27 protein-coding genes are annotated in these 25682 nt (G+C 75.5%); 12 read left to right on the forward strand and 15 right to left on the reverse strand.

Annotated elements, in window-relative coordinates:
* Positions 1-80: 80 nt before the first annotated feature.
* Both MUU72_RS23445 and MUU72_RS23450 read left to right on the forward strand, forming a co-directional pair.
* Positions 81-554 (forward strand): hypothetical protein, encoded by a 474-nt coding sequence (locus MUU72_RS23445; RefSeq protein ID WP_248015347.1) that lies wholly within the window; start codon positions 81-83, stop codon positions 552-554.
* A gap of 133 nt (positions 555-687) precedes the next feature.
* On the forward strand, positions 688-2724 hold the full coding sequence (locus MUU72_RS23450; RefSeq protein WP_248015348.1) for a serine/threonine-protein kinase: 2037 nt from the start codon (positions 688-690) through the stop codon (positions 2722-2724).
* 87 nt (positions 2725-2811) lie between these two features.
* Here the strand turns inward: MUU72_RS23450 and MUU72_RS23455 are convergent, their stop codons facing one another.
* Positions 2812-3756, reverse strand: a complete 945-nt coding sequence (locus MUU72_RS23455) for an amidohydrolase family protein (protein WP_248015349.1) — start codon at positions 3754-3756, stop codon at positions 2812-2814.
* Between the two features lie 55 nt (positions 3757-3811).
* Between MUU72_RS23455 and MUU72_RS23460 the strand changes: the two genes are divergently transcribed.
* Entirely contained in the window at positions 3812-4306 is a 495-nt protein-coding gene (locus MUU72_RS23460; protein WP_308403856.1) for a MarR family winged helix-turn-helix transcriptional regulator, read from the forward strand.
* Between the two features lie 46 nt (positions 4307-4352).
* Here the strand turns inward: MUU72_RS23460 and MUU72_RS23465 are convergent, their stop codons facing one another.
* From MUU72_RS23465 to MUU72_RS23475, 3 genes are read right to left on the reverse strand one after another with little or no spacing between them, the layout of a single operon-like run.
* Positions 4353-6491: a xanthine dehydrogenase family protein molybdopterin-binding subunit gene (locus tag MUU72_RS23465; RefSeq protein WP_248015350.1), complete on the reverse strand. Its 2139-nt coding sequence runs from the start codon at positions 6489-6491 to the stop codon at positions 4353-4355.
* Positions 6488-7498 carry an FAD binding domain-containing protein gene (locus MUU72_RS23470; RefSeq protein ID WP_248015351.1) on the reverse strand — a complete coding sequence of 337 codons (1011 nt, stop codon included), beginning with the start codon at positions 7496-7498 and terminating at the stop codon, positions 6488-6490. Before MUU72_RS23470 ends, MUU72_RS23465 begins: the two co-directional genes overlap by 4 nt.
* Positions 7495-8085, reverse strand: a complete 591-nt coding sequence (locus MUU72_RS23475) for a (2Fe-2S)-binding protein (RefSeq protein ID WP_248015352.1) — start codon at positions 8083-8085, stop codon at positions 7495-7497. Before MUU72_RS23475 ends, MUU72_RS23470 begins: the two co-directional genes overlap by 4 nt.
* A 304-nt stretch (positions 8086-8389) precedes the next feature.
* Between MUU72_RS23475 and MUU72_RS23480 the strand changes: the two genes are divergently transcribed.
* Entirely contained in the window at positions 8390-8989 is a 600-nt protein-coding gene (locus MUU72_RS23480; RefSeq protein ID WP_248015353.1) for a TetR/AcrR family transcriptional regulator, read from the forward strand.
* Positions 8990-9006: 17 nt separating this feature from the next.
* On the opposite strand, the gene MUU72_RS23485 is transcribed toward MUU72_RS23480, so the two are convergent.
* Together MUU72_RS23485 and MUU72_RS23490 are read right to left on the reverse strand one after the other, a co-directional pair.
* Positions 9007-9495, reverse strand: a complete 489-nt coding sequence (locus MUU72_RS23485; RefSeq protein WP_248015354.1) for a pyridoxamine 5'-phosphate oxidase family protein — start codon at positions 9493-9495, stop codon at positions 9007-9009.
* Between the two features lie 161 nt (positions 9496-9656).
* Positions 9657-11081, reverse strand: coding sequence for a globin domain-containing protein (locus tag MUU72_RS23490; RefSeq protein ID WP_372503246.1), 1425 nt, complete (start codon positions 11079-11081; stop codon positions 9657-9659).
* 219 nt (positions 11082-11300) lie between these two features.
* On the opposite strand from MUU72_RS23490, the gene MUU72_RS23495 reads away from it, so the two are divergent.
* Positions 11301-12011 carry a response regulator gene (locus MUU72_RS23495; RefSeq protein ID WP_248015355.1) on the forward strand — a complete coding sequence of 237 codons (711 nt, stop codon included), beginning with the start codon at positions 11301-11303 and terminating at the stop codon, positions 12009-12011.
* 37 nt (positions 12012-12048) lie between these two features.
* Here the strand turns inward: MUU72_RS23495 and MUU72_RS23500 are convergent, their stop codons facing one another.
* A complete protein-coding gene (locus tag MUU72_RS23500) occupies positions 12049-13686 on the reverse strand; it encodes a sensor histidine kinase (RefSeq protein ID WP_248015419.1) in 1638 nt (545 codons plus the stop codon).
* Positions 13687-14004: 318 nt separating this feature from the next.
* On the opposite strand from MUU72_RS23500, the gene MUU72_RS23505 reads away from it, so the two are divergent.
* Positions 14005-14454: a nuclear transport factor 2 family protein gene (locus MUU72_RS23505; protein WP_248015356.1), complete on the forward strand. Its 450-nt coding sequence runs from the start codon at positions 14005-14007 to the stop codon at positions 14452-14454.
* 28 nt (positions 14455-14482) lie between these two features.
* Here MUU72_RS23505 and MUU72_RS23510 read toward each other — a convergent pair whose 3' ends face one another.
* The 4 genes from MUU72_RS23510 to MUU72_RS23525 form a co-directional block, all read right to left on the reverse strand.
* Entirely contained in the window at positions 14483-14923 is a 441-nt protein-coding gene (locus tag MUU72_RS23510; RefSeq protein ID WP_248015357.1) for a GNAT family N-acetyltransferase, read from the reverse strand.
* 53 nt (positions 14924-14976) lie between these two features.
* Complete coding sequence (locus tag MUU72_RS23515) at positions 14977-15426, reverse strand: hypothetical protein (RefSeq protein WP_248015358.1); 450 nt, start codon at positions 15424-15426, stop codon at positions 14977-14979.
* A 134-nt stretch (positions 15427-15560) separates the two neighbouring features.
* Positions 15561-16769, reverse strand: coding sequence for a globin domain-containing protein (locus MUU72_RS23520; protein WP_248015359.1), 1209 nt, complete (start codon positions 16767-16769; stop codon positions 15561-15563).
* A 105-nt stretch (positions 16770-16874) separates the two neighbouring features.
* Positions 16875-17318 carry an RrF2 family transcriptional regulator gene (locus tag MUU72_RS23525; protein WP_248015360.1) on the reverse strand — a complete coding sequence of 148 codons (444 nt, stop codon included), beginning with the start codon at positions 17316-17318 and terminating at the stop codon, positions 16875-16877.
* A 126-nt stretch (positions 17319-17444) separates the two neighbouring features.
* Between MUU72_RS23525 and MUU72_RS23530 the strand changes: the two genes are divergently transcribed.
* On the forward strand, positions 17445-17849 hold the full coding sequence (locus MUU72_RS23530; protein WP_248015361.1) for a cupin domain-containing protein: 405 nt from the start codon (positions 17445-17447) through the stop codon (positions 17847-17849).
* Between the two features lie 58 nt (positions 17850-17907).
* Here the strand turns inward: MUU72_RS23530 and MUU72_RS23535 are convergent, their stop codons facing one another.
* The 3 genes from MUU72_RS23535 to MUU72_RS23545 form a co-directional block, all read right to left on the reverse strand.
* Complete coding sequence (locus tag MUU72_RS23535) at positions 17908-18507, reverse strand: carbonic anhydrase (RefSeq protein WP_248015362.1); 600 nt, start codon at positions 18505-18507, stop codon at positions 17908-17910.
* A 163-nt stretch (positions 18508-18670) separates the two neighbouring features.
* Complete coding sequence (locus tag MUU72_RS23540; protein ID WP_248015363.1) at positions 18671-20218, reverse strand: sensor histidine kinase; 1548 nt, start codon at positions 20216-20218, stop codon at positions 18671-18673.
* Complete coding sequence (locus MUU72_RS23545; RefSeq protein ID WP_248015364.1) at positions 20211-20888, reverse strand: response regulator; 678 nt, start codon at positions 20886-20888, stop codon at positions 20211-20213. The genes MUU72_RS23540 and MUU72_RS23545 overlap by 8 nt, the downstream gene beginning before the upstream one ends.
* Positions 20889-21038: 150 nt before the next feature.
* Between MUU72_RS23545 and MUU72_RS23550 the strand changes: the two genes are divergently transcribed.
* On the forward strand, positions 21039-21485 hold the full coding sequence (locus MUU72_RS23550) for a PepSY domain-containing protein (RefSeq protein WP_248015365.1): 447 nt from the start codon (positions 21039-21041) through the stop codon (positions 21483-21485).
* On the opposite strand, the gene MUU72_RS23555 is transcribed toward MUU72_RS23550, so the two are convergent.
* Positions 21376-22710, reverse strand: coding sequence for a permease (locus tag MUU72_RS23555; RefSeq protein ID WP_372503247.1), 1335 nt, complete (start codon positions 22708-22710; stop codon positions 21376-21378). The two genes, MUU72_RS23550 and MUU72_RS23555, sit on opposite strands and share 110 nt — an antisense overlap.
* Positions 22711-22798: 88 nt before the next feature.
* Between MUU72_RS23555 and MUU72_RS23560 the strand changes: the two genes are divergently transcribed.
* The 4 genes from MUU72_RS23560 to MUU72_RS23575 all read left to right on the forward strand — a co-directional run bounded on the left by MUU72_RS23560 (position 22799) and on the right by MUU72_RS23575 (position 25541).
* The gene (locus tag MUU72_RS23560; RefSeq protein WP_248015366.1) at positions 22799-23383 is read left to right on the forward strand and encodes a GNAT family N-acetyltransferase; all 585 of its coding nucleotides are present in this window, start codon (positions 22799-22801) and stop codon (positions 23381-23383) included.
* A 92-nt stretch (positions 23384-23475) separates the two neighbouring features.
* Positions 23476-24333 (forward strand): DUF4344 domain-containing metallopeptidase, encoded by an 858-nt coding sequence (locus MUU72_RS23565; protein WP_248015367.1) that lies wholly within the window; start codon positions 23476-23478, stop codon positions 24331-24333.
* Between the two features lie 117 nt (positions 24334-24450).
* Positions 24451-25008, forward strand: a complete 558-nt coding sequence (locus tag MUU72_RS23570; RefSeq protein WP_248015368.1) for a hypothetical protein — start codon at positions 24451-24453, stop codon at positions 25006-25008.
* 83 nt (positions 25009-25091) lie between these two features.
* Entirely contained in the window at positions 25092-25541 is a 450-nt protein-coding gene (locus MUU72_RS23575; RefSeq protein WP_248015369.1) for a hypothetical protein, read from the forward strand.
* The last annotated feature ends 141 nt before the right edge of the window (positions 25542-25682 follow it).

Below are 25682 nucleotides of genomic sequence, written 5' to 3' on the forward strand. Positions count from 1 at the left end.
GGAACGCGCCGGCCCCGAATCCCCTCTTGGGGGGTGACCGAAGACACCGGGCAACGCCCCGGTGAAGGGGAGGAAACACCATGACCACGAGGAAAGCGATGACCGCGCGCACGCCGGCTGCCACGGGGGCGGCAAGCGGGACCGGGCGCCGGCGCGGCGCCCGGGCCGCGGCGGTGGGCGCCATCGGGCTGGCCGCGGCCGTCCTGGCCGTCACCCCGGCGTTCGCCAAGGGCAGCGCCACCTTCAGTGCCTCGCCCGGCACCGTGCAGCACGGCGCGCTGGTGCACCTCAAGGGCCAGGGCGACAGCGACGCCATCCAGTACGGCATGTTCTGCGCCCAGCAGCGCACCGGCACCAGCGGCGCCTGGCACACCGTCAAGTGCGGCAAGGTCGTGGAGGTCGCCGCCCAGGAGGCCGCCGTCGACGTGAAGGTCAAGGCCGCCAAGCCCGGCACCCTCCAGTTCCGCGGGGTGCTCTACGGGGTCGACGGCCCGCACGGCGGCCACCCGGTCGCCGACATCCACACCGCGGCCAGGACCGTCCACGTGCGCTGACCCGTCCCGGGCCGGCATCCGTGCCGAACGGCTTCCTCAACCTCCTTGAGCGTGACAGGGTTTGAGGGGTTCGCCGATTGCCGGGGTCCGTCACCGGGCCCCGGCAGCGGGCCACGGGGGAGGGTGACGGGCCATGACCGGTACGGGCATCAGGCCGCTCGGCGGCGACGATCCGGCGCGGCTCGGCGGCTACGAGCTGCTGGGCCGCCTCGCTTCGGGCGGGATGGGACGCGTCTATGTGGCGCGGTCCGTGCAGGACGGCGCGCCGGCCGCCGTCAAGACCCTGCTCGCCGAGGGCGCCGTCAGCGAGACCGACCGCCGCCGGTTCGCCCGCGAGGTGACCCTGGCCCGGCGCATCGACAGCGCGTACACCGCCCGGGTCCTGGACGCCGACGCGCACGCCGAGCGCCCCTGGATGGCCATCGAGTACATCCCGGCCCCCTCGCTGGCCGAACTCACCGGCCGGGCCGGCACGCTGGGCCGCAAGGCCGTGCACTGGGTCGCGGCCGGGGTCGCCCAGGCCCTGGTGGCCCTGCACGACGCGGGAATCGTCCACCGGGACGTCAAACCGCAGAACGTGCTCCTGCCGCTCGACGGTCCGCGCGTCATCGACTTCGGCATCTCGCACGCCCACGACATGACCCGCACCCAGCTGACCCTGGGCACCATCGCCTTCACCTCGCCCGAGCAGGCCCGCGCCGAACCGTCCACGGCGGCCTCCGACGTCTACTCGCTGGGCGCGACGCTCTTCCACGCCGCCGTCGGCCGCCCGCCCTACCCGGAGACCGCCGACACCATCCGGCTGCTGACCCTCGTCCAGCGCGGCGCACTCGACCTCACCGGACTCCCGCCCGGACTGGCCGGGCTGATCCGCCCGTGCCTGGCCGCCGACCCGCGCGACCGGCCCGCCCCCGCCGAGGTGCTGGGGCGGGTCCGCGACGTCCTCGGCCCGGCCGCCGCCTCCCGGGACGGCCGCCGCCGGCTGCCGGTGCGCTGGACGGCCCTGATCGCGGCCTACGAGGCCCAGGGCCGGGCGCTGCGCGCGGAGGGCGGTGCGGCGGCCCCCACGGTCGATCTGCGGACCCGGCCGGTGCCGCCGCCCGGGCGCACCCGCGTCTACACCGCGCCCTTCGGTGCCGCCCCCGGCGGGGAGGCGCCCCGGCGCAGCGAGCCTCCCGAGCGGCCGAAGCCCCAGCAGCCGAAGCCGAAGGCGCAGAAGCCCAAAGCGCCGAAGCCGAAGCCACAGCAGCCGAAGGCGCAGCGGCCGCCCGCCGGGAAGTCGTCCGCGCAGCAGGCGGAAGGGCGGCGGACGGCCTCGGCGCGGACGCCGGGATCCCCGTCATCGCCGAAACCGGCGCGGCGGCCCGAGCCGGCACCGGCGCCCGGGCCGCAGACCGGCTCCTCCGGGGGCACGGGCTGGGCCGTTATCGCGCTCCTGGCGGTCCTGCTGTTCGTCTGGAAGCCCTGGGAGCAGGACCGTTCCACGGACACCGCGAACGGGACACCGGGCAGCGGCACGAGCAGCGCCGGCGGGACGTATACGGGCAGCGGCCCGGGTTCGTTCTCGGGCGGCTCCGCGGGGCGTTCCTCGGGCAGGGGCGGAACCACCTCTTCCGCCACTCCCGCACCGCCCTCCCGCCCTCGCTTCTCCTTCTCGCCCACGCCCCTGGCGTCCCGGACGCCCAGCGCGGTGGACCTGGCGTTCTCGGCGGTGCGGGCCGGCGACTGCCTGGACGCCTACGCCGACGGGTACGGCAAGTGGAGCCGCACGCCCCCGGCCCGGGTGGACTGCCAAGCGGCCAACGCCGCTCTGCGGGTGCGTTCGGTGCTGGGCTCCGGGACCTGCCCGTCCGGGCCCGGCCGCACCGGCTGGTGGCACGTGGCGGCGGACTTCTCGTCGGTCGGCCTGTGCGTGGAGCGGCAGTTCCGGATCGGCCAGTGCTTCCTCGCCGGGGAGCGGGGCGGCCAGCCGGCCGCCGGTAATCTGCTGACGCTGTGGAACTGCGGCGCCACCAGGGTGCCCGCGCAATTCCGCTTCATCATGCAGATCACCGCGGTGCTGCCGGCGTCGGCGGGCACCCGCGCCTGCCCGCCCGACCAGGGCCGCCGCTACACCTACTCCTGGCAGATCGACGACGGTCGCAGCATCCTGTGCACCAAGGTCGCCTGAGCGGCGCTAGGGGGTGTCCGTGAAGTCGCGTCGTTCGCCCGGAGGGCGGCCGGGCGCCGGATGGCAGACGGGACTTTACGGACATCCCTAGAGGGCGGCGAGGCGGGGGAAGAGGGCCTCGGCGCCGGTGCGGTTGACGGACGGGAGCAGGTCCGGCTGCCCGTCCGCGTAGGCGTCCAGGTGGCCGGTGAAGTACGCGCCGGCCTCGGTGGGGGCGAAGGGCCAGTCGCTGCCGAAGTGGACGTGGCCGGGGGCGGCGAAGGCGAGCAGCGCGGGCAGGGCGGTGGGGCTGGCGGACAGCGCGGTGTCGAAGTGGAAGCGCCGCAGGTCGGCCAGGAGGGCGTCGGGGGTGAGGTCCGGGCGGACGTGCGGGGCGGTGACGGCCACCCGGTGGGCGACGTAGGGGAGGTAGCCGCCGGCGTGCGCGAGGATCACCCGCAGCCGGGGGTGGCGGCGCAGGACGCCGTTGACGGCCAGGTGGACCGCGGTCCTGGTGGTGTCGAAGGTGAAGTCGAGGACCGGCGCGGGCAGGCCGGGGAGCAGCGGCACCGGGGGCTGGGTGGGGTGCACGAAGACGACCGCGGCGCGCTCGTCCAGCACCTCCCACAGCGGCTCGAAGGCGGGGTCGCCCAGATAGCGGCCCTGGGCACTGGCCATCAGGACCACCCCGTCGGCGTGCAGCACGTCCAGGGCGTGCACCGCTTCGGCGACCGCCCCGTCGACGTCCGGGAGGGGCAGGCTCGCGAACTGGCCGAACCGGTCCGGGCGGTCCTTGACCAGCTCGGCGACGGCTTCGTTGACGGTGCGGGCCAGGGTGCGGGCCCCGGTGTCGTCACCGAGGTGGACGCCGGGCGCGCTGACGGAGAGGACGCCGGTGGCGATCGCCTGGGAATCCATCATCGCCAGGGCTCCGGAGGCGTCCCAGGCGGGGAGCGGCCAGCCGCCGGAATCCAGGCCGCGGTTCTCCAGGGCGCGGCGGTAGGCGGGCGGCAGGGCGTGCTGGTGGACGTCGATGCGGGCCGGGGAGGTCATTCGTTAGCCCTCCAATCATTAGCTTGCTAACGAATTGGTCGGTAAGCTAGCAGGCATGTCGACCGATCGCCAGCACACCGCCCGCCCCGCCGTCCCGGAGGAGGGGGGAGGCGCGGCCGCGCCGGACGGGGTGGAGGCCCTCGCGCAGGCCGCCGACGCGCTGTTCCTGGCGATGCGCAAGGCGCGCAGCCGCGCCGCCGAGGAGGGCGGTCTGTCGCTGTCCCAGCTGGCCCTGCTCGATCCGCTGGCCGGGGGCGGGGAGCTGCCGGTGGGGCAGCTCGCCGCGGGCGCCGGGGTGAGCGTGCCCACCGCCACGCGGATGCTCCAGCAGCTCGATGCCAAGGGCGCGGTGGTCCGGCGGCGCTCCCCGGAGGACGAGCGCCGGGTCCTGGTGCGGCTCACCGAGGACGGGCTCGACCGCCTCACCCGGCTGCGCGAGCGGCGGCGCGCGGCCCAGGCCCGCGGCTACGAAGCCTTCACCCCCCAGGAGCGGCGCCGGCTGGCCGGGCAGCTGGGCCGCCTCGCGGAGATCATCGAACGTCAGGGGTGAGCGGGGGCGGCGGCCGGGTGCGGACCCGGCCGCCGCCCCCGCCGGATCAGCCGCGGTCGCCGGCGCCCGCCGTCAGCACCCGGTCCGGACGGATCGGCAGGTGGCGGTGGCGGACGCCGGTGGCATGCCAGACCGCGTTGGCGACGGCCGCCGCGGCGCCCACGATGCCGACCTCGCCGATGCCCTTGATGCCGACCGGGTCCTGCTCGTCCGGGTCGTCCACCCAGTCCGCCTCGACCAGCGGCACGTCGGCGTTGGCGGCGACGTGGTAGCCGGCGAGGTCCGCGCCGACGTGGCCGCCCCAGCGCTCGTCCCGGACCGCCTCCTCGTGCAGCGCCATCGACAGCCCCCAGATCATGCCGCCGACCAGCTGGCTGCGCGCGGTGAGCGGGTTGACGATCCGGCCGGCGGCGAAGATGCCCAGCATCCGCCGGACCCGCACCTCGCCGGTGGCGACATCCACCGCGACCTCGGCGAACTGCGCGCCGAACGCGTGCCGTTCCCGGGGCGGCAGCGCCGCGAGGGCCTCCGCGGTGTCCGAGCGGACGGTGATGCCCTGCGGCGGGATGGTGCCGCCGAGCGCGAGCTGCTCCCGCAGCGCCCGGGCCGCCAGGGTGACCGCCCACGCCCAGGACCGGGTGCCCGCCGAACCGCCGGCCAGCATCGCCTGGCCGAAGTCGCTGTCACCGATCCGGACCCGGATCCGGTCCGGCGCCACCTCCAGCGCGTCCGCGGCGACCAGGGCCAGCGCGGTCCGCGCCCCGGTGCCGATGTCCGCCGCGGTGATCCGCACGGTGTAGCCGCCGTCCGCCTCGGCCGTCACCGCCGCCGTGGACGGGCCGGCCAGCGTCGGGAAGGACGCGGCCGCGGTCCCGGTGCCCAGCAGCCAGCGGCCCTCGCGCCGCACACCGGGACGCGGGTCCCGGTCGGCCCAGCCGAACCGGCGGGCGCCCTCCTCGAAGCAGGTGAGCAGCCGGCGGCTGCTGTACGGCAGCCCGGAGAGGGGGCCCACCTCCGGCTCGTTGCGGGCCCGCACGGCGATCGGGTCCAGCCCGCACCGCTCGGCCAGCTCGTCCAGCGCGCACTCCAGGGCGAACGACCCCGGGGCCTCGCCCGGGGCGCGCATCCAGGTCGGCGTGGGGACGTCCAGCCGGAGCACCCGGCTGACGGTGTGGTGCGCCTCGGCGTCGTACATCGCGCGGGCCACGTCGGCGCTCCGCTCGACGAACTCGTGCACCGTCGAGGTCTGGTTGAGCCCCTCGTGGTCCAGCGCCCGCAGCCGCCCGTCGGGGTCGGCGCCCAGCCGCACCCGCTGGATCGTGGGGCTGCGGTAGCCGGTCAGCGAAAACATCTGACGGCGCGTCAGGACGACCCGGACCGGGCGGTGCAGGACGGTCGCCGCCATCGCCGCCGCCACCTGCGGCGCACGCGCCCCCTTCGAACCGAAGCCGCCGCCGACGTGCTCCGAGCGCACCCGGACCGCGGACGGGTCGAGCGCGAACAGCCGCGCCAGCTCCTGCGCCACGTACGCGCTGCCCTGGTTGGCGTCGATGACCTCCAGCCGGCCGTTCTCCCAGTAGGCGGTCGCGGTGTGCGGCTCCATCGGGTGGTGGTGCTCCTCGGGCGTGGTGTACTCCTCGTCCACCACGACCGCGGACGCGGCGAGCCCGGCCGCCAGATCGCCCTTGCCCTGCTCCGCGGGGGAGCGCGGGTTCCCGGCCGGGACGTACGCCTCGGGGCGCCCGGCCGCGAACGCCACGTCGTGCGGCTCCTCGTCGTACTCCACCACCAGCGCCTCGGCGGCCTCCCTGGCCTGCTCGGAGGTCTCCGCGACGACCAGCGCCACCGGCCAGCCGGCGTACGGCACCCGGTCGTGCTGGAAGAGCTGGAGCGCCGGATCGGCCGGGCCCATCGGGCCGACGTAATCCGACTCCAGCGGCTGGGCGTTGCCGTGGTGGAGGACGGCCAGGACGCCGGGCATGGCCCGGACGGGTGCGGGGTCGAGGGCGCGGATCCGGCCGCGGGCGATCGTGGAGACCACCAGCCAGCCGTGCGCCAGGCCGGCGAGCGGGACCTCCGCGGCGTAGCGGGCCGCGCCGGTGACCTTGTCGCGGCCCTCCACGCGGGTGTGCGCGGTGCCCACCGCGCCGGTGACCGGGACGGTTCCGGTCGTCGTGGTGGTCATCGGGTGGCCTCCTCGTTCCGCCGGCACTCCTCGGCCAGCTCGGTCAGCACGGCGACGACGAGATTCCGGATCAGCGTCACCTTGTATCCGTTGCCCGGCAGCGGCTCGGCGGCGGCGAGTTCGGCGTCCGCGGCGGCGGCGAACGCCTCGGCGGTCGCCGGGCCGCCGAGCAGCGCCCGCTCGGCCGTCCGGGCCCGCCACGGCCGCGACGCCACCGCCCCGAAGGCCAGCCGGACGTCGTGCACCGCCCCGTCGCGGACGTCCAGCGCCGCGGCGAGGGACCCGATCGCGAAGGCGTACGAGGCGCGCTCGCGGACCTTGCGGTAGCGGGAAGCGGCGGCGACCGGGGCCGGCGGCAGGGTGACGCCGGTGATCAGCGCGCCGGGCGGCAGGGCGGTCTCCCGGTGCGGGGTGTCGCCCACCGGGAGGTAGAACTCCGCGAGCGGCAGTGCGCCCGGCCCGTCGGCCGTTTCGTAGTGGACCACGGCGTCGAAGGCGGCCAGTGCCACGCCCATGTCCGAGGGGTGCACGGCCACGCAGTGCGCACTGGCGCCCAGGATCGCGTGGTTGCGGTGCTCACCCGCCACCGCCGGGCAACCGCTGCCCGGGGCACGCTTGTTGCAGGGTTTGGTCACATCGGTGAAGTAGGCGCAGCGGGTGCGCTGGAGCAGATTGCCGCCCAGCGTGGCCATGTTGCGCAGCTGACCCGAGGCGCCGGCCAGCACCGCCTGCGCCAGGGCCGGGTAGCGGCGCCGCACCTCGGGGTGGGCGGCCAGGTCGCTGTTGGTGACCGTCGCCCCGATCCGCAGCCCGCCGCCGTCGGTCTCCTCGATGCGGTCCAGCGGCAGTTCGCGGACGTCCACCAGCAGCGCCGGCCGTTCCACCCCGCTCTTCATCAGGTCGACGAGGTTGGTGCCGCCGCCGAGGTAGCGGGCCTCGGGCCCGGCGCCGAGCAGCGCCACCGCGCCCGGTACGTCCGCCGCCCGCCGGTAGTCGAACTCCCTCATGCCACACCCTCCGCCTGCGCAACGGCCGCCGCACCGGGCAGCTCCACCGGACCGGCCGGCCGCTCCCCGGCCGCCCGCGCGACCGCCTGCACGATCGACACATACGCACCGCAGCGGCAGAGATTGCCGCTCATCCGCTCCCGGATCTCCTCGGCGGTCAGTGGCGGAACGCCCGCCTCCGGGCGGACGTCCGTGGTCACCGCGCTCGGCCAGCCGGCCGCGTGCTCCTCGATCGCCGCGATCGCCGAACAGATCTGCCCCGGCGTGCAGTAACCGCACTGGAAGCCGTCCAGATCCAGGAACGCCTGCTGCACCGGGTGCAGCCGATCGCCGTCCGCCACCCCCTCGATGGTGGTGACCTCCCGCCCCTCGGCGGCGACCGCGAGCTGGAGGCAGGACACCACCCGGCGGCCGTCGAGCAGCACCGTGCAGGCACCGCACTGGCCCTGGTCGCAGCCCTTCTTGGTGCCGGTGAGCCCGAGCCGCTCGCGCAGCGCGTCCAGCAGGGTGGTGCGGTTGTCGACGGGCAGCGTGTGCTTCTCGCCGTTGATGGTCAAGGTGATGGCGCCGGCCGTCGATGGGGGCATGATCAGCCTTCTTTCACGTCGTACACGTCGTGGGGGTGGGGCGGCACCACAGAGTCCGGGCGCGCGGAGGAGGGTCGGGCGGATGCGGTGGGTGCGGCGGACGGGACACCGGTCCCGGTGGCCGCCGGGCTTCCCGGCCGGCCGGAGCCCCCCGCTCGTCGGCCGCTGTGGTGGTCCACAAGCGGACAGCTGTCCGCTACCGTGGAAACCTAACGGACAGTTGGCCGGTGGGCAAGGGTGTTCGTCCGCGCGGCCGCTCGCTCCAACAACCCCCGCCCGCCGACGATTCCCGGGAGGAAGACGCGTGCACCGCTCCGAGGACCCGCCCCGCCGCTCGGACGCGCAGCGCAACCGCGACCGCATCCTGGCGGTGGCCCTCACCGAACTGACCCGCTCGGCCGACACCCCGCTCAGCGCGATCGCCCGGAAGGCGGGCGTCGGCCAGGGCACCTTCTACCGCAACTTCCCGCACCGCGAGGCCCTGGTCCTGGAGGTCTACCGGCAGGAGGTCCAGCAGGTCTGCGACGCCGCCGCCCACCTCCTGGCCACCCGGCCGCCCGACCGCGCCCTGCGCGCCTGGATGGACCGCCTGGCCCGGTACGCCATGACCAAGGCGGGCCTGGCCGCCGCCCTGCGCCAGGCCACCGCCCCGCAGGGCACCCTCGCCGCCGTGGGCCGCGGCCCGCTCACCGCCGCCGTGACCCTCCTGCTGACCGCCAACGAGGAGGCCGGCACCATCCGTCCCGGCATCACCGCCGACGACTTCCTCCTGGCCATCGCCGGCCTGTGGCAGCTCGATCCGCACGCCGACGGCCGCGCCCGCGCCGGCCGCCTCCTCGACCTGGTGATGGACGGCCTGCGGACCGGCGCGCCCCGCGGGGACGGCACCGGGCGGCCCACCTGAGGGCGGGCGCGGAGCGCCTAACGGAGCGACAGCCGCACGCCGGTGATCAGGTCCGGGCGGATGCGCAGCACGTGTTCCATCCGGTGGTCGGTCCAGGGGTGCAGCAGCGCCTCGTAGTGCGCCCGGTCGTCCGGGTCCGTCACCAGGCGGCAGTAGCCGGTCACCACCACACTCCAGCCGCAGTGGGTGGCCGGATCGATCGCGTCGGCCTCGTAGGCGACGACCACCCCCTCGTCCACGGACTGCCGGGCCAGAGTCGCCAGCGCCGCGCCCTCGTGGGTGCGCAGGACGACCGTGCCGCGGTGCACGAGGTGGTTCACCGGGCGGATCGCCGGCAGCGCGTCCTGGGTGAACACGATCCGGCCGAGCGGGACGCTGCCCAGCAGTCGCAGCGCCTCGGCGCGGTCCAGCGCGCTGCTGCGCCGGGACGCCGCACGGTCGGCCCAGTCCGCCGGGCGGGGATCGGCGGTGGTGGCGGCGGCGTGCCGGGCCGGTCGTTCGTGCACGGCGGCTCCCTGTCTCCTCGGTGCGTCGGCGGCCGCGGTGCGCGGCCGCCGACGCCCAGTCAAGGTCCCGGGATCCGGTCCCGCCAGGGGCCGTTCGGCCCCGCCGCCGGGGAGCGCCCGGCCGCTCCCCGGCGGCGGGCCCGCGGCTCGGGCCCCTCGCGTCAGCGGGCCGCGCCGGTCATCGCGGCGTCCTCCGCGTCGCCCGCGTACGCCGTACCGCCCGCCGACCGGGGCAGCACGTCCGGGAGCGGGTCGTGGCGGATGCGGTCGGCCGGCAGTCCGGCCGCGGTCAGCCGCGCGACCGTGGCACCGACCATGGCCGCCGGACCGCTGACGAAGGCGAGCGCACCGGACCAGGACCCGTCCCTGGCCACCGCATCGGCCAGCGGACCGTACTCGGTCGGCGCGCCGCCGTCCGGCAGGCCGCCGGCGCCCCGGGCCGCCTCCTCGTCGAGCACCCGCACCACCCGCAACCAGCGGTGCCGCGCGGCCAGTTGGGCCAGCTCCGCGGCGTCGTACAGCTCGGCCCGGCTGCGGGCGCCGACGAACAGGTGCACCCGGCCGGCCGGGTGCACCGGCAGGCCGCCGACCCCCCGGCGGCGGCGCGCCCACTCCTCCAGCAGCGCCTTGACCGGCGCCCAGCCCGTACCGCCGGCCACCATCAGCACCTCGCCGGAGTGGTCCTTGGGACCCAGCGTCATGGTGCCGTGCGCCGGACCCAGCCGCAGGTCGTCGCCCACCCCGGTGCCGCTGACCAGCGCCTGGCTGACCCCGCCGGGCCCGGTCTGCCGGACGTGGAACTCCACCTCGCCGTCGGCCCGCGGCGCGCCCGCGAGGGAGTAGTGCCGCCACGCCTGCGGCATCAGCGGCGACTCCACCGCCGCGTACTGCCCGGCCCGGTACGGGTACGGCTCGTGCGGCCGGACCCGCAGCACCGCGAGGTCCGGGCGGCGCCGCTCGTGTGCCGTCACCGTGCCGCGCCAGCACGGCGGTTCGGCCAGCGCCGCCTCGGCGCCCGCCACCATCGCCGCGACGGCGAACCGCAGCATCCGCACCCACGCCTCCTCCACGGCCTCCGCCCAGCGGGGCCCGGCCGAGCGCCGCAGCGCCGCCCGCAGCGCGGTCTCGAACGCCTCGTAGTGCGCCGGCCGCACCCCCAGCTTGCGGTGGTCGTGTCCCAACTGGCGGAAGGCGGCGGCGACCTCGTCGGGCCGGTGCAGATTCTCGACCAAATACCAGAAGGCCCGGGCCAGATGCGCGCGCTGGAAGTCCATCGACGCCGGGAACAGCGCCCGCAGCGACGGCCAGCGGGCGAACATCTCGTCGTAGAGGAGCGCGATCAGCTCGCCGAACGGGGTGACCAGGTCCAGGTACTGGGTGATCAGCCGCTGGTCGGCGGCGCCGTCGTAGGCGGCGGGCGCTAAATCCGGGGCGGGGGAGTGGCTCTGGCCGAGGATCCGCCGGCGCAGCCGCATGGCGTCGTGCCGGGCGAGCAGCGCGTGGTACTCGTCGCCGACGGTACCGCGGGCGGGCGGTACCGGCCGCCCGCCGGGCAGGGATTGCGGGGACTGGCGGGACTGCTGCATGGTGTCCATCTCCTGACGGGGCCTGCGGGGGGCGCCAGTATCGCAACGGGCCGGGACGGCCGAACGGCCCTGCTCCCCGGGTCGTTCGGCCCTTGTGCGGGCGTGCCGGGCCGGGCGACCCTCAAGGCCGGGAGCCTGGTACCGGCCCCGCCCCGGTCGCCCGGCGCCCCGGCTGCCCGGCACCCCGGCGAGAAGCGAAAAACGACCAAGCGAGCGTGAATGAACCAGCACCCTGCCACCCCCGCCCCCGGCGCACCGCTGCGCGTCTTCATCCTGGACGACCACGAGGTGGTGCGCCGCGGCGTGCGGGACCTCCTGGAGGCGGAGGACGACATCGAGGTGGTGGGGGAGGCCGGGGACGCCCGGCAGGCCCTCGTCCGGGTGCCGGCGGTCCGGCCGCGGGTGGCGATCCTGGACGTGCGGCTGGGCGGCGACGGCGCGGACGGCGACCAGGAGGGGATCGAGGTCTGCCGGGAACTGCGGGCCCGGATGCCGGAGCTGGCCTGCCTGATGCTGACCTCGTTCGATGACGACGAGGCGCTGTTCGACGCCATCATGGCGGGGGCGGCGGGCTATGTGCTCAAGCAGATCGACGGTTCGGCGCTGGTCCGCGCGGTGCGCACGGTCGCGGCGGGGGAGTCGATGCTGGACCCGCGCACCGCGGCGCGGGTGATGGCCCGGCTGCGCGGCCCGGCCCGGGAACCGGCCGCGGACTCCGCCGCCTCGGTCCTCGACCGCCTCTCCCTGCGGGAGCGGGAGGTACTCGACCTGATCGCCGAAGGATTGACGAACCGTCAGATAGCGGACCGGCTGTTCCTCGCCGAGAAGACGGTGAAGAACCGGGTCTCGGCCATCCTGTCCAAGCTCGGGGTGGGCCGCCGGGTCCAGGCCGCGATGGTCGCCGAACGGCTCAAGGAAGCGCGGGACTGAGCGCCGCCCGGTCGTGCGCCGCCCGCGCGTCCGGCGGTCAGCCGGGCAGCGGCACCCGCCACACCAGGCGGGTCCCGCCGCCCGGGGGCGAGCCCACCTCGAAGCTGCCGCCGTGCATCTCCGCCCGCGCCCGCATGTTGGCCAGTCCGCCGACGTGCCCGGTCCCGCCGCCCGCCACGCCCACCCCGTCGTCCGTGACGGTCAGCGCCACCTCGTCCGCGGTCGCCGCCACCGCCACGTCCAGGCGGCCGGCCCGGGCGTGCCGGGCGGCGTTGCTCAGCGCCTCGGCGGCGACCGCCACCAGGTGCTGGGCCACCTCCTCGGGGACCGCGGCGTCCACCGGGCCGTCGATCCGCAGCGCCGGGGCGAAGCCGAGCGGCCCGGCCGCCCGCTGCACGGTGTCGGTGAGGTCCCGGCGCAGCCCGCGGTCCCCCGAGCCGTCGCCGGTGGTGCGCAGCCCGAAGATGGTGGACCGGATGATCTTGATGGTGGTGTCCAGGTCGCCGACCGCGCGCCCGACCCGTTCCGCGGCCTCCGGCCGGTCGATCAGCCGGGTCGCGCTCTGTAGCGTGATGCCCGTGGCGAACAGCCGCTGAATGGCCAGATCGTGCAGGTCCCGGGCGATCCGGTCGCGGTCGTGCAGGACCGTCAGCTCCTCGGACTCGGCGCGCCGGCGGGCCAGTTCCAGCGCGATCACCGCCTGGTCGGCGAAACCGGATATCAGCCGCACCTCGGTGTCGTCGAACGGCGGCCGGCCGGCCAGCCGGCACAGCCGCAGCGCTCCGCACCCGGTGTCCACCTGGAGCGGTACGGCGACCGCCGGACCGTAGACCTCCGCCCCGGGCCCGGTGCCGTCCCCGCCGCCGAGGTCCGCACCGAGCGGGTACGCGCGGGGATCGGCGCGCAGGTCGTCGGTGACCACCGGCCGGCCGCTGCGCACCGCCATGCCGGGCAGCGAACCGTCCGCCGGCACCCGCAGCCCGGCGATCCGGCTCGCGCCCGTACCGCAGGCCACCGCCACCGACAACTGGTCGGCCGGCGCGCCCGCCGGCAGCAGGACGGCCGCGCAGTCGGCGCCGGCGACCTCCATCGCCCGCCGGGCGATCAGCCGCAACACCTCGTCCGCCTCGGTGCCCGACAGCAGACTGCGGGTGATCTCGCCCAGCGCCTCCAGCCAGCGCTCCCGGCGGCGGCTCTCGTGGTACATGCGGGCGTTGTCGATCGCGACCCCCGCCGCGATGGACAGGGTGGTCACCACCGCCTCGTCGTCCGCGTCGAACGCGCCGCCGCCGCGCTTCTCGGTGAGGTAGAGATTGCCGAACACCTCGTCGCGGACCCGGACCGGCACCCCCAGGAAGGTGCGCATCGGCGGGTGGTTGGCCGGAAAGCCGGCGCTGTGCGGATGGTCGGTCAGATCGGTGAGCCGGAGCGGCGCGGGGTGGCGGATCAGCTCGCCGAGGATGCCGCGGCCGCACGGGGTCCGGCCGATCGAGGCGATCAGCTCCTCGTCCATCCCCACCGGCAGGAACTGCGACAGCCCCCCGCCGCCGACCACGCCGAGCGCCCCGTACTCGGCGTCGGTGAGGGTGACCGCCGCCTCCACGATGCCCCGGAGCACCTGCGGGAGTTCGAGCCCGCGCCCCAGGCTCATCACCGCGTCGAGCAGGCTGCGCATCCGGTCCGGCTCGCGGAGCTGCGGACCGTGCGGTTCCGCCGCGATCGGCGCGTTCTGCTGCGTTTCGGACATGACCTGCTGCTCCCGAAGATCCCGTACGTCTGTGCGGCAGCGTACGTGATCATCGGGGCGGACCCGGCGGGCACCGGTGCCGTCCGGCCACCCGGTGGCCGCGGCGGCCGGCCGCTGTCCGCGCCCGGATTGATCGCGATCGGTGATGACTGCCGAGTCCGATTGCGCCTTGGCCGGGCGGGGGCCCGGGGCTTGACTGTGCCCGGGCGGACGGACCGCCGCCGACGGAAGACCACGGAGGACACCATGGACAGCACCGGCACCGAAGGCATCCAGGGTCGCCCGGCCACGCGGGGCGCCAAGGAGGTGGTGCTGCGCTACTTCGACGCGCTGGTCGCCGGCGACCGGGACGCGATCCGCGACTCCTGGGCCGAGGAGGGCAGTTGCTGGTACGGCGGGGACCTGCCGATCTCCGGTACCTGGCAGGGCCGGGATCAGGTCATCAACGGCTTCCTGGCCACCGCCTTCGCCCACCTCGACCCGGACCGGGAGGTGGGCGCGCGGGTCACCAACATCTTCGGCGAGGACGAGCAGGTGTCCGTGGAGTGGGACTCCTGGGGCACCGGCCGCACCGGCCGGGCCTACCGGCAGAAGAACACCGCGATCTTCACGGTCCGCAACGGTGCGATCGTCAGCATGCGGGAGTACGCCGACACCCAGCACTGGGAGCGCGCCCTGGTCGCCGACCGGGGCTGACGGTGTGTCAGTTCGCGGTGGGTGCGGCTCAGCCCAGCCGCAGGTCGATCCAGGGGATGGTGTCCCCGGGCAGCAGATAGCGCTCGATCTCGGTGAAGCCGTGCTTGCCGGCGAAGCGCAGACCGTCCTCGTTGGACGCCAGGACGACCGTCTCGATCACCTCCGCGCCCAGCTCCCGGGCCCGCGCCAGCCCGCGGGCGTACAGCTCCGCCCCGAAACCGCGCCGGCGGTGGGGGGCCAGCACCCGGGCGATCACGGTGGCCGTGCGGGTGCCGTCCTCGGGCGGGCGGACGGTGCTGCACCCCACGAGCGCCTCGCCGAGGTAGGCGGTCTCCAGGTGGTTCCGCCGGGACCGTTCCCGGACGTCCTCCAGGGACAGGTCATGGGTGGGCACGACGGTGTTGTGGACGTGCCGCCAGTCCCGCAGTGCGGCGTCGGTGAGCGGCTGGACGAAGCGGAGGTCGGACATCGCAGCAGCACATCCCGGGCGGGCCCGGTACGTCAAGCCGTTTCGGGCCCGGCTCAGGCCGCCAGGAGGACGATGCCCAGGGCCAGCAGGACGCCGGTCTTGGCGAGTTCGGCGGCCACGTAGGAGAGGTGCGCGGAGGAGCGGGGGAGGGTCTCCCCGGCGAGCACGCGGCGGGTGCGGCGGTTGAGGAACGGGCGGACCGCGGCCAGCTGGAGGAGCAGCAGGGCCGCCGCCGCGGCCGTCAGGGCGATGACCGCCGTACCGGGCGCGGTGCTCGCCGCGACCGCCACGGCGACGGCCGCGGCGAGCACCGCCTCGACCGCGTTGAGGGCCCGGAAGACCAGGCGGCCGATGCCCAGGCCGATGGGGACGGTGACGCCGGGGGCGCGGAACTTCAGCGGCGCCTCCAGGAAGGAGATCGCCAGGATCATGCCCAGCCAGAGGAAGGTGGCCGCGACGGCGACGGCGGCCGCGGGGGAGTGGGCGGAGCTCACGGCGTGCATGGGGGAGGAGACCTTTCTCTACCGGCCAGGATTCCCGTGCCTGGCCGCCGTCCGCTGTCCGGTGGTCGTGCGGGGCCGGTGGCGGCGGGCCGTCCGGTCGGCCGGTCGGCCCGCCGCGGTGTCCCGGTGTCCGGTCAGGACTGGCCGAGCCAGAGGTCCGGGCCGAAGACCTCGTAGTGGATGGCGTGTGCCGGGACCCCCCGGCGGAGCAGGCCGCCCCGGACGGCGCGCAGGAACGGCACCGGGCCGCACAGGTAGGCGGTGACGCCCTCCGGCAGCGTGAGCGCGTCCAGGTCGGCGCGGCCGGTGCGGACGGTCCCGGTGGCCGGGGCCGGCTGCTCGGCCGGGTCCTCGTACCACACGTGCAGGTCGGCGCCCGGCAGCGTACCGACCAGCTCGTGGAGTTCGGCGCGGTGGGCGTGGTCGGCCGGCGAGCGGTCGGCGTGGACGACGGTGACCGGGCGGGACGACCCGGCGGCGGCCAGGTGGTTGAGCATGGAGAGCATCGGGGTGCTGCCGATACCGGCGGAGGCCAGCAGCAGCGGCCCGGTCCCGTCCAGCAGGGTCAGGTCGCCGAACGGGGCGGAGACGGTGAGGAGGTCGCCGACGCGGGCGTGGTCGTGCAGCTGGTGGGAGACCTCGCCGGCCGGGCCGGTCGCCTCGCGGACCCGCTTGACGGTGATCCGCCAGTCCGGGCGGCCGGGGGCGGCGGAGAGGCTGTACTGCCGGATCTGCCGGGCGCCGTCGGGGAGTTCGACCTGGACGCTGACGTACTGGCCGGGGTGGAAGGGGCCGGCCGGGCCGCCGTCGGCCGGGCGCAGGGTGAGGGAGAGCACCTCGGCGGTCTCGGCGGTGCGCTCGACGATCTCCATGCGCCGCCAGGTGTCGCCCGGCACGCTGCCGGCCTCCTCGTAGAGCCGGGCCTCGATGGCTATCAGGGCGTTGGCCATCAGCCAGTAGACCTCGTCCCAGGCGGCCGCGACCTCGGGGGTCACGGCGTCGCCGAGGACCTCGGCGATCGCGGCGAAGAGGTGCTCGTTGACGATCTTGTACTGGTCGGCGGTGACGCCGAGCGAGGCGTGCTTGTGGGCGATCCGGTTGAGCATCGCGTCCGGTCGTCTGTCGGGGTGCTCCAGCAGCATGCCGGCGAAGGCCGCGATCGAACCCGCCAGGGCCTGCTTCTGCTCGCCGTTGGCCTGGTTGCCGCGGTTGAAGAGGTCGCGGAGCAGCTCGGGGTGCGCGTCGAACAGCTTGGTGTAGAAGAGCGACGTGATGTCCTGGATGGCGGCGCCGACGGCAGGCAGGGTCGCGCGGATGACGGGGGTGGACTGCTCGGAGAGCACCACGACCTCCTCTTGAATTGGTAGATGATCTTCGTATTTGGTTTTACGGCTCGGCGAGTCGCCCTCGGGGGGCCCGGAGGGGTTCAGTGGGGGTGGCGGACCGGATCAGTCGGCGGGCCGGCCGGTCAGTCCGATCAGGACCGGGCCGGTGGGGGCGGCCACCACGTCGGAGACGGTGAGCGGGTCGAGCGTGGCGTAGAACGCCTCCTGCGCGTCGCGCAGCGCCCCGCGCAGCCGGCAGGCCGCGCGCAGCGGGCACGGGGTGTCGCCCTCGCAGGCCACGACCTCGCCCTCGCCCTCCAGCTCACGCACCAGCCAGCCGACCGATGCCTGATGGCCCAGGCCGGTCAGCGCGAGACCGCCGCCGCGCCCGCGCCGCGCCTCGACCACGCCCAGGTGCTGGAGCCGGCTGATCGCCTTCGCCATGTGGGTGTACGGCACGTCCATCGCCTCGGCCACCTCCCGGGTGGTCGAAGGCGCGCCGCGCTCCGCGACGGCCAGGCGCATCACGGCACGCAGCGCCAGGTCAGTGAACTTCGTCAACCGCACGAAAACGACATTAACAAATGCGCATGCTAGGTTCGCATTCAGGGGGTGGTGGCGATGGTCACTCCGGCTGCCGCGCATCGCGCCCGTAGTCACGCACTCACGGATACGCACGGATGGTGACCACAGATGCCTGACGCCCCGCCCGCCGGCGGACCCGCCCCCGAGGGGGAGCCCGTTCCGCGGCTGCTCTGCGACGCCCAGCGGCTGGCCGCCGCCGAACCGGACCGGGCGGGCGCGCTGTGGCGGCTGGCCGAGTCCGGCCGCCAGCTCGACGCCAACCTGGTCCGGCTGCCGCCCGGTGGCCGGATCGACACCCACCGCGAACCGGACCTCGACGTCCTCCTCTATGTGGTGGCCGGCGGCGGCGCGGCCGAGTCGGCGGGGGAGCGGCAGCCGCTCGCGCAGGGCAGCCTGGTGTGGCTGCCGCACGGGTCCAGCCGGAGTCTGCACGCGGGCGCGGACGGTATGGCCTACCTCACCGTCCACCGCCGCCGCCCCGGCATGCAGATCAGGAGCCGGGCCGCGTCCTGAGGCGGTGCCCGCGTCGTCCTGATTCCCTGACAGCCTCCCGGGCCGCCCGGCCCGCCGGTCAGAGCGGCCGGAAGGTGCGGGCGGTGGTGTCCCACCCGAGGGTCTCGGCGGTGCGGTCGTTGTACAGCCACACGTGCAGCCGCAGCCGTCGGGTGGCCAGGCGCCGGGTCACGCAAGGGTAGGTGCGCAGGTGGTGGAGCTGGGCCAGCAGGTGGCGCTGCTCGGGGGTGCGGGGCGCGCCGGAGCCGGGGCGCCGGGCGGTGTGCCCCCGGCCGGGGTGGTGCGCGGCGCCGGTGAACCAGGCGTGGGCCAGTGGGAGGTCCGGGGCGGGCGGGTCGTCCTGGAGGGCGGCGCAGTGGGTGTGGCCGCACAGGATGATGTCCGGGACCTCCAGGGTGCCCAGGGCGAGTTCCAGGGTGGCGGCGATCCCGCACCGGGCGTCCGGCCGGTAGCGCGGGACGACGTGCCCGGCGGTCCGCAGTTCGTGCAGCTCACCCGGCTCGGCGCCGGTCAGCAGTGTCGGTACGACCCGGGAGTCGGAGCAGGCGATGAACAGCGCCCGGGCGGCCGGGAGTTCGGCCGGGGCGCCGCCGGGGATCGGACGGGGCCCGGCGGGCAGGTGCGGCAGGGTCCGGGCGTGGTCGAGGACGGTGTCCATGAGGAACCTCTCATGCGGGATGTATCGGGTGGGAGTGGCGCGCGCGAGGCACCGGACGCCGCGCAGGGTGGGGCGGCGGCGGTCTGCGCCGGGTGGGGTGGGTGGTCGGTGGGGTGACGGTCGACGGGTCAGGGGGTCGTGGACCCGTCCGGAGTCCGACCGGTCAGGGCGTTCCCGGGCCGGGTGGGGGCAGGGTCACCGTGAAGCGGGCGCCGCCGCCGTCCGCGTCGCCGATCTCGATCCGGCCGCCGTGCCGGTGCACCACGTCCCGGACGATGGCCAGGCCCAGCCCCGCCCCGCCCTCGTCGCGGGTGCGGGCGTCGTCGAGGCGGATGAACCGGGTGAAGACGCGCTCCCGGTCGGCCGGCGGCACCCCCGGGCCGTCGTCGGTGACGTCCAGGGCCACCGTGCCGCCGTCGCCGGGGCGCACCGCGACGCGGACGGCCGAACGGGCGTGCCGCTGCGCGTTGTCGAGGAGGTTGCCCAGCACCCGGGCCAGCTGGGTGCGGCTGGCGCTCACCTGCACCGGGCCGTCGGGGAGGGCGGCGATGACCGGCAGGCGGTCGCCGATCCGGTGGGCCAGTTCGTCGCGGACGAGTTCGGCCAGGTCCAGGCGTTCGGCGCGGGGCCGTTCGCCGGCGTCCAGGCGGGCCAGCAGCAGCAGGTCGGAGGCGACCCGCTCCAGCCGGACGGTGTCCTCGATCAGGCCGTCGAGTTCCAGCAGGTCAGGGTGGGCCCGGGCGACCTCCAACTGGGTGCGGAGGCTGGCGATCGGGCTGCGCAGTTCGTGGGAGGCGTCGGCGACGAACTGCCGCTGCCGTTCCACGGACTTCTCCAGTGCCGCGAGCGTGGCGTTGGTGGTCCGGGCCAGCCGGGCCACCTCGTCGCGGGAGGCGGGCTGCGGCACCCGCCGGGACAGGTCGCCGCCCATGATCTCGGCGAGTTCGGCCCGGATGGCCTCGACCGGGCGCAGCGCCCGGCGCGTCACCAGCCAGGTCACGGCCGCCACCAGCAGCAGCAGCGGCGGCAGGCCGAGGAGCATGGCGTCGCGCACGCCCCCCACCGCCTGCCGTTCGGTGTCCAGCGAGGCACCGGCGTAGACGGTGACGGTCCGGCCGGACGGGGCGGTGGCGAGCAGCGCGGCGACCCGGAAGTCCCGGCCGGCCGGGCGGTGGTCGCCGGGCAGCTTCAGGGCGAGGGTGCGGAAGGTGGCGTCGGCGGCCGCGGAGCCGCGTGCCGGAGCGTCGTCATCGTCGCCGTCCCGGTCGTCGTCGGAGTCCTCGGTGCGGTGCGGCGCGCGGGCGAAGTCGGCCATCGGCGGGGCGTGGCGGAGGTCGTCTGCGGCGGCCAGCACGGTGCCGTCGGCGGCGACGACCTGCACCGGGCGGTCGTCCTCATCGGGCAGTTCCAGGTGGTCGAAGGAGGTGCCGACGGCGATCTGGGTGGCGACCTCGCGGGCCGCGACCTCGGCCTGGAGACCGGCGCTCCCGACGAGGTTCCGCTGGAGCACGGCGAGCACCGCGGCGCCCGCGGCGACCAGGGCCAGCGCCACCACCAGCGTGGACGCCAGGGTGGTCCGGGTGCGCACGGAACCCCGCCAGCGGGGCGGGCGTTCGGCCGCCCCCGGGCCCCCGGCCGCTGACGTGGCCGCCGGCGCGGCCGCCGCCGTGGCGGCGGGGTCGGTCGCCGGAGCGGTCGCGGCGTCAGCCATGGTCGGCCGCCAGGCGGTAGCCGGCGCCGCGCACGGTGGTGATCGAGCGGCGGCCGAACGGGGCGTCGATCTTCCGCCGCAGGGCGCTGATGTAGACCTCGATGATGTTCGGGTCGCCGTCGTAGGCGAAGTCCCAGACGTGCTCCAGGATGTCCGCCTTGGAGACCACCTCGCCCTGGCGGGACGCCAGGTACTCCAGGACCGCGAACTCCTTGGCGGTGAGCGCGATGTCCTCCGCGCCGCGGGCGCAGCGGTGGCCGTTGGGGTCCAGGGTGAGGTCGCCGAGGCGCAGGACGGGGCTGCCGCCGCGGGTCCGCCGGCGCAGCAGCGCCCGGACGCGGGCCAGCAGCACCACGTAGGAGAACGGCTTGGTCAGGTAGTCGTCGGCGCCGGTGTCCAGGCCCTCCGCCTCGTCGTACTCGCCGTCCTTGGCGGTCAGCATCAGGATCGGGGTCTCGTCCCCGGCGGCGCGCAGGGCGGCGCAGAGGCGGTAGCCGTTCATCCCGGGCAGCATGATGTCCAGGACGAGCAGGTCGTAGCTTCGGGTGGTGGCCCGGTGCAGGCCCTCCCGGCCGTCGTGAGCCACGTCCACGGCGAAGCCCTCGGCCGCCAGCCCCCTGGCCAGGGCGGTGGCGAGGCGTTTTTCGTCCTCCACGATCAACAAGCGCATGCCGTCACCCTGCCAGACCGTTCCTGAAGCGCTCTTCAGGGAGCTTCAGGTGGGCTTCAGCTTCCCGGCGGCAGGGTGGGGGACGTACCGCCGCACCGCCGTCCGCCCGCTCCGCGGAGGCGGCCGGCCCACCCCGACCAGGAGGTTCCCATGACCACGTCCCGTATCCGCCGCGCGTTCACCGGCCGCCGCCGGCTGGTGGTCGCCGCCGCCGCGGCCGTGCTCGCCGCGGGCGGCACCGCGACCGCCGTCGCCGTCACCGGCGGACCGGACGACCTCGCGGAGGCCCGCGTCGCCGCCGGCGGCGGCCCGGCGGACACCGGCCGGCAGCGGGCCGTGGACACCGCGCGCACGGTGGTGCCCGGCGGCCGGATCGTCTCGGTGGAGCCGGACCACGACCACGGCACGCGGGTCTGGGAGGTGGAGCTCCGCACCGGCGGCGGGACCGAGCACGAGGTGGACGTCAGCATGGCGGACGGCACGGTGCTCAGCCACTCCGTCGACCACGACGACCACGACGACCACGGCGAGGACGGCGGTCACGAGGACCACGGTGGCCACGGCGACCGCAACGGCCTTCTCGGGGAGGGTGACTGACACCCGCAGGCCCGGCTTCCGACCGCTCACCGGCCCGCTCACCGGTCTGCGGGCCGGTGTCCGGGGCGGCGTCCGGGCCGGTGTCCGGGGCGCCGCCCATCCTCCGCAGCATCTCCCGGCCCCCGGTGCGGAAGAACCGCACCAGCAGCACGGCGGCCAGGGCGAGGAAGGCGGCGTTCAGCCAGGTCGTGTAGTTCCCGCGCACGCCCTCCTCCGGGAGCCGGGCCCGCGCCTGGTCCGGTACGAGCCCCAGGGCGCCGAAGGCGAACTCGACCACGTAACCGGCCGCGACGATCGCCGCGTAGAAGGTGCCGAGCAGCAGCAGCGCGGTGCGTCCCCCGTAGTACTTCCGGTAGATGGTGAGGATCGGCAGGATCAGCAGATCGGCGAAGAGGAACGCGACGACCCCGCCGAAGCTGATACCGCCCTTCCACAGGACCACGGCGAGCGGCACGTTGCCGATGGAGCAGACGAACGACGCCATCGCCACCAGCGGGCCGATGACCGGCCCCCACAGCTTCGCGGCGAGCGGATGGCCGGTGAAGAAGAACGACTGCCAGAAGGAGTCCGGCACCCACGCGGCGATCGCCCCGGCGATCAGCAGCCCGGCCACCAGGTCCCGCAGGATCGCCGCCCACTCCATGACGAAGACGTGCGCGGTGGCCGTCAGGCCCTCGCCGGAGAACAGCCGGCGGACGAAGGAGCCGCCGCGCCGCACCGACATGTCCATCGCGGCGTGCCCCTCCATCCCCCCGGCCAGCCCGCGTGCGGCCTGCGCCCGGGCCTCCCGCAGCAGCGCCTCACTCATCAGCCGCCGCAGCAGCACCGCCAGTACCACGATCATCACCGGCCCGCCGGTGAACTCGGCGAGCGTGAACTGCCACCCCATCAACAGCGCCAGGATGACGCCGAGTTCGACCACCAGGTTGGTCGAGGCGATCTCGAAGGCCATCGCGGCGGTGAAGTCCGCCCCCTTGCGGAACAGCGAACGGGCCAGCGCCACCGCGGCGTACGAGCAGGAGGACGAGGCCGCGCCCAGCCCGGCGGCGAGCGCCAGGGTGCGGGGGCGGCCGTCCCCGAGCAGCGCCCCGACCGTGGACCTGCGGACCACCGCCTGGACGACCGCGGACAGCGCGAAACCCAGGACCAGCGCCCAGGTGATCTCCCACGTCATCGCGCCGGTGATCGACAGGGCGTGCAGGACGGCGGTCAGCGCGGCGGACATGCCCGCATCCTTTCCCGGCGGACGCGCCCGCCCGGGGACGGACACGCGCGGGCACGGCGTCCGCACCCCGCCGGTGCACAATCGCCGGATGCAGATCGTCACCTGCCCCGAAGCCGCCACCCCGCCCGACCTCCGCACCCAGGTCCGGGAACTCCAGGACCAGGCGTGGCCGCCGGGCCCCGCCGGGTCCCCGCCCGCGCCGCCCGGCCCCGTCCACGACCCGGCGCTGCAACCCCTGTCGCTGCTGCTCGTGGACGACGGGCGGGTGCTGGCCGCGCTGGACATCCTCACCAAGGACATCGAGCACGCGGGCCGGCGCTACGCCGCCGGTGGCCTGAGCACGGTGGTGACCCGGCAGGACGTACGCGGCCGCGGACACGGCCGGCGGCTGGTCGGCCAGGCCCGCGCCACGATGGCCGCCCGCGGTCTGGACCTGGGGCTGTTCACCTGCGACCGGCCGCTGCGGAGCTTCTACGAAAGCGCGGGCTGGCAGCACCTGCCCGGCGCGGTACTGGTCGGCGGCACCGCGCAGGCGCCCTTCCCCAGCGACCGCCCCGGCTTCGACAAGGTCACCATGGCCGGCTTCTTCTCGCCGCGCGCCCTGCGGGACCGCGCCGCGTTCCCCGGCAGCCGGATCGCCGTGCACCCGGGGGACATCGACGCGCTGTGGTAGGCGCCGGCCCCGCGCGGGAACCTCCGGGTCCGCAACGGCCTCTTCCCACCCTGGAGGGGATACGCGCCGCCGGGGCGCGGGAGGGAGCAGACATGGGCCGCCGGGCAGGGAACGGAACGCGCGCGGTGCTGGCACTGGCCCTGGCGGCGGCGGTGGCCGGCTGCGCGGGCGGCCGGGACCCGGCCGGACCGCCGGCCGCCTCCGACGCGGCGGGCCGCAAGCGCCAGACCGGGAAGGGCGGCTTCACCGTCGAGTACCGCACCGGCGGCAAGGCCGCGCGGGCCACCGCGTACCTGCGCGCGCACCGCGTCCTGGAAACCGCAGCGGAGCGGCTCAACGGCGCGCTCGCGCTGCCGCACCGCATCCCCTTCGTCGTCCGCTCCTGCGGCGCCGCCGAACCGGCCTACGACCCGGAGACCGGCGGCATCGACTTCTGCGCGGAACACGTCGACGAGATACGCGACCGCTTCGCGCACACCGGCCGGGACGCGGCCGGTGCGGGCGGCCCGGCCGACGGCGACGCCCACACCGCCGCCGTCCTGGAGGAGACCGCCTACCACGAGGGCGCGCACGCCCTGATCGACCGGCTCGGCCTGCGCTTCACCGGCCGCGAGGAGGACGTGGCGGACCAGTTCGCCGCGGTCCTGCTCCTCGGCCAGGGCCGGACCGGCGAGACCAAGGCCCTTGCCGTCGCCACCGATTACGCGCTGGCCGCCGAGGAGACCCCGTTCGACCCGGCGGACCTCCTCGACGAGCACAGCCTCGACGGGCAGCGCGCGGCGGCCTACGCCTGCTACGTCTACGGCGCGCACCCCGACCGGCACCAGGACCTCGTCGGGGCCGGCCGGCGGGTCACCGCGGACCGCGCCGAGGGCTGCCCGGAAGAGTGGGCCCAGGCCCGGGACGGCTGGCAGCGGCTCCTGCAACCGCATCTGAAGCACGCCCTGTGAGCAGGGCGGGTCAGGCGCTTTCCGGTCCCCGCCGGCCTGCTCCGCCGCCCGGTTAGAGCCCCGCCGCAAACCGCCATAAACTGGAACTCCGGGATGCAGGCAAGGAGAGATCGACTCATGTCGACAGGGACCCTTCTGGCGATCATCATCCCCGCCGTGGTGGTGATCGCACTGATCGCAACGGCAGTCTCGCTCCTCGTGCGGCGCCGCCGCCTCCAGCAGCGCTTCGGACCGGAATACGACCGCACCGTCGAATCCGCCGACAGCCGCCTGGCCGGCGAGCGAGAACTGAGAGCGCGCGTCAAGCGCCATGACGACCTGGAGATCAAGCCCCTGCCGAGCAGCAGTCGGGAGCGCTACACCCGGGACTGGGCGGGAGTGCAGCAGGAGTTCGTGGACCGGCCCGAAGAGGCGGTGCACGACGCCGACCGGCTCGTCGCCTCGCTGATGCACGAACGCGGCTACCCGACGGACAACTTCGAGCAACGCATGAAGGACCTGTCGGTCGAGCACGGCCGCACCCTCGAACACTACCGGGCGGCCCACGAGATCGACGGCCTGAGCACCCAGCACCGGGCGACCACCGAGCAGTTGCGCGGCGCCATGGTGCACTACCGCGCACTCTTCGAGGAACTGCTCTCCGACGGCGGCCAGACCCGCCGCGCCCACGCCTAGAAGCCGACCAGCCACGCCCGAACGCCAACCCCGCGCGCCCGCACGCCGCCGCTCACGCGTGCCCCCGCGCGGTTGGAGGAGCCATGGAACACGACCCGGCACCGGACCCCGCGCCGCAGACCGCCGGCCTGCCCACCTCGGACATGAGCCGCCCGGGAGCCGGCCCGGACGAGACCGCGCCCACCCTTCCCGGAGAGAGCGCCCCCACCGAAAGCCCCTTCCAGGCCGACTCCCCGGCTCCGCAGGGCACCGCGGAGGAGACGATGCCGGCCCTGCTCTCCAGCGCGGACCAGGCATCGTTCCGCGACCGGTGGCACGCCATCCAGGGCAGGTTCGTCGACGAGCCGCGGGAGGCCGTGCGGGCCGCCGACGAGCTGGTCTCGGACCTGATGCAAGCCCTCTCCGGCACGTTCACCCACCACAAGCAGAGCCTGGAGGAGCAGTGGAAGCAGGGCGGCGAGGCCGACACCGAACGCCTCCGGATCGCCCTCCGCCACTACCGCGCCTTCTTCAACCGCCTCCTCTCCGGCTGAACCCCGCACCACAGCGGACCGGGATCCCGGCCCCGGCCGGGATCCCGCTGCGGTCGCCGTCAGCGTCAGCCCGTCCGCCTGCCACCGAGGGAGCACGCTCCCGCTATCGGTGAGATGACCGATGTGCGGGGGGTGGGGGCG

Origin of the sequence: Streptomyces rhizoryzae (assembly GCF_023155275.1) — a bacterium.
GTDB classification, from domain to species: domain Bacteria; phylum Actinomycetota; class Actinomycetes; order Streptomycetales; family Streptomycetaceae; genus Streptomyces; species Streptomyces rhizoryzae.

What these genes read in the sequence shown, in the direction of transcription:
- MUU72_RS23445 (WP_248015347.1), top strand. Translation starts at nt 81, where the DNA reads ATGACCACGAGGAAAGCGATGACCGCGCGCACGCCGGCTGCCACGGGG.
- MUU72_RS23505 (WP_248015356.1), top strand. Translation starts at nt 14,005, where the DNA reads ATGGACAGCACCGGCACCGAAGGCATCCAGGGTCGCCCGGCCACGCGG.
- MUU72_RS23495 (WP_248015355.1), top strand. Translation starts at nt 11,301, where the DNA reads ATGAACCAGCACCCTGCCACCCCCGCCCCCGGCGCACCGCTGCGCGTC.
- MUU72_RS23490 (WP_372503246.1), bottom strand. Translation starts at nt 11,081, where the DNA reads ATGCAGCAGTCCCGCCAGTCCCCGCAATCCCTGCCCGGCGGGCGGCCG.
- MUU72_RS23455 (WP_248015349.1), bottom strand. Translation starts at nt 3,756, where the DNA reads ATGACCTCCCCGGCCCGCATCGACGTCCACCAGCACGCCCTGCCGCCC.
- MUU72_RS23545 (WP_248015364.1), bottom strand. Translation starts at nt 20,888, where the DNA reads ATGCGCTTGTTGATCGTGGAGGACGAAAAACGCCTCGCCACCGCCCTG.
- MUU72_RS23515 (WP_248015358.1), bottom strand. Translation starts at nt 15,426, where the DNA reads ATGCACGCCGTGAGCTCCGCCCACTCCCCCGCGGCCGCCGTCGCCGTC.
- MUU72_RS23500 (WP_248015419.1), bottom strand. Translation starts at nt 13,686, where the DNA reads ATGCGCAGCCTGCTCGACGCGGTGATGAGCCTGGGGCGCGGGCTCGAA.
- MUU72_RS23530 (WP_248015361.1), top strand. Translation starts at nt 17,445, where the DNA reads ATGCCTGACGCCCCGCCCGCCGGCGGACCCGCCCCCGAGGGGGAGCCC.
- MUU72_RS23450 (WP_248015348.1), top strand. Translation starts at nt 688, where the DNA reads ATGACCGGTACGGGCATCAGGCCGCTCGGCGGCGACGATCCGGCGCGG.
- MUU72_RS23540 (WP_248015363.1), bottom strand. Translation starts at nt 20,218, where the DNA reads ATGGCTGACGCCGCGACCGCTCCGGCGACCGACCCCGCCGCCACGGCG.
- MUU72_RS23475 (WP_248015352.1), bottom strand. Translation starts at nt 8,085, where the DNA reads ATGCCCCCATCGACGGCCGGCGCCATCACCTTGACCATCAACGGCGAG.
- MUU72_RS23555 (WP_372503247.1), bottom strand. Translation starts at nt 22,710, where the DNA reads ATGTCCGCCGCGCTGACCGCCGTCCTGCACGCCCTGTCGATCACCGGC.
- MUU72_RS23550 (WP_248015365.1), top strand. Translation starts at nt 21,039, where the DNA reads ATGACCACGTCCCGTATCCGCCGCGCGTTCACCGGCCGCCGCCGGCTG.
- MUU72_RS23570 (WP_248015368.1), top strand. Translation starts at nt 24,451, where the DNA reads ATGTCGACAGGGACCCTTCTGGCGATCATCATCCCCGCCGTGGTGGTG.
- MUU72_RS23575 (WP_248015369.1), top strand. Translation starts at nt 25,092, where the DNA reads ATGGAACACGACCCGGCACCGGACCCCGCGCCGCAGACCGCCGGCCTG.
- MUU72_RS23535 (WP_248015362.1), bottom strand. Translation starts at nt 18,507, where the DNA reads ATGGACACCGTCCTCGACCACGCCCGGACCCTGCCGCACCTGCCCGCC.
- MUU72_RS23470 (WP_248015351.1), bottom strand. Translation starts at nt 7,498, where the DNA reads ATGAGGGAGTTCGACTACCGGCGGGCGGCGGACGTACCGGGCGCGGTG.
- MUU72_RS23465 (WP_248015350.1), bottom strand. Translation starts at nt 6,491, where the DNA reads ATGACCACCACGACGACCGGAACCGTCCCGGTCACCGGCGCGGTGGGC.
- MUU72_RS23565 (WP_248015367.1), top strand. Translation starts at nt 23,476, where the DNA reads ATGGGCCGCCGGGCAGGGAACGGAACGCGCGCGGTGCTGGCACTGGCC.
- MUU72_RS23510 (WP_248015357.1), bottom strand. Translation starts at nt 14,923, where the DNA reads ATGTCCGACCTCCGCTTCGTCCAGCCGCTCACCGACGCCGCACTGCGG.
- MUU72_RS23560 (WP_248015366.1), top strand. Translation starts at nt 22,799, where the DNA reads ATGCAGATCGTCACCTGCCCCGAAGCCGCCACCCCGCCCGACCTCCGC.
- MUU72_RS23460 (WP_308403856.1), top strand. Translation starts at nt 3,812, where the DNA reads ATGTCGACCGATCGCCAGCACACCGCCCGCCCCGCCGTCCCGGAGGAG.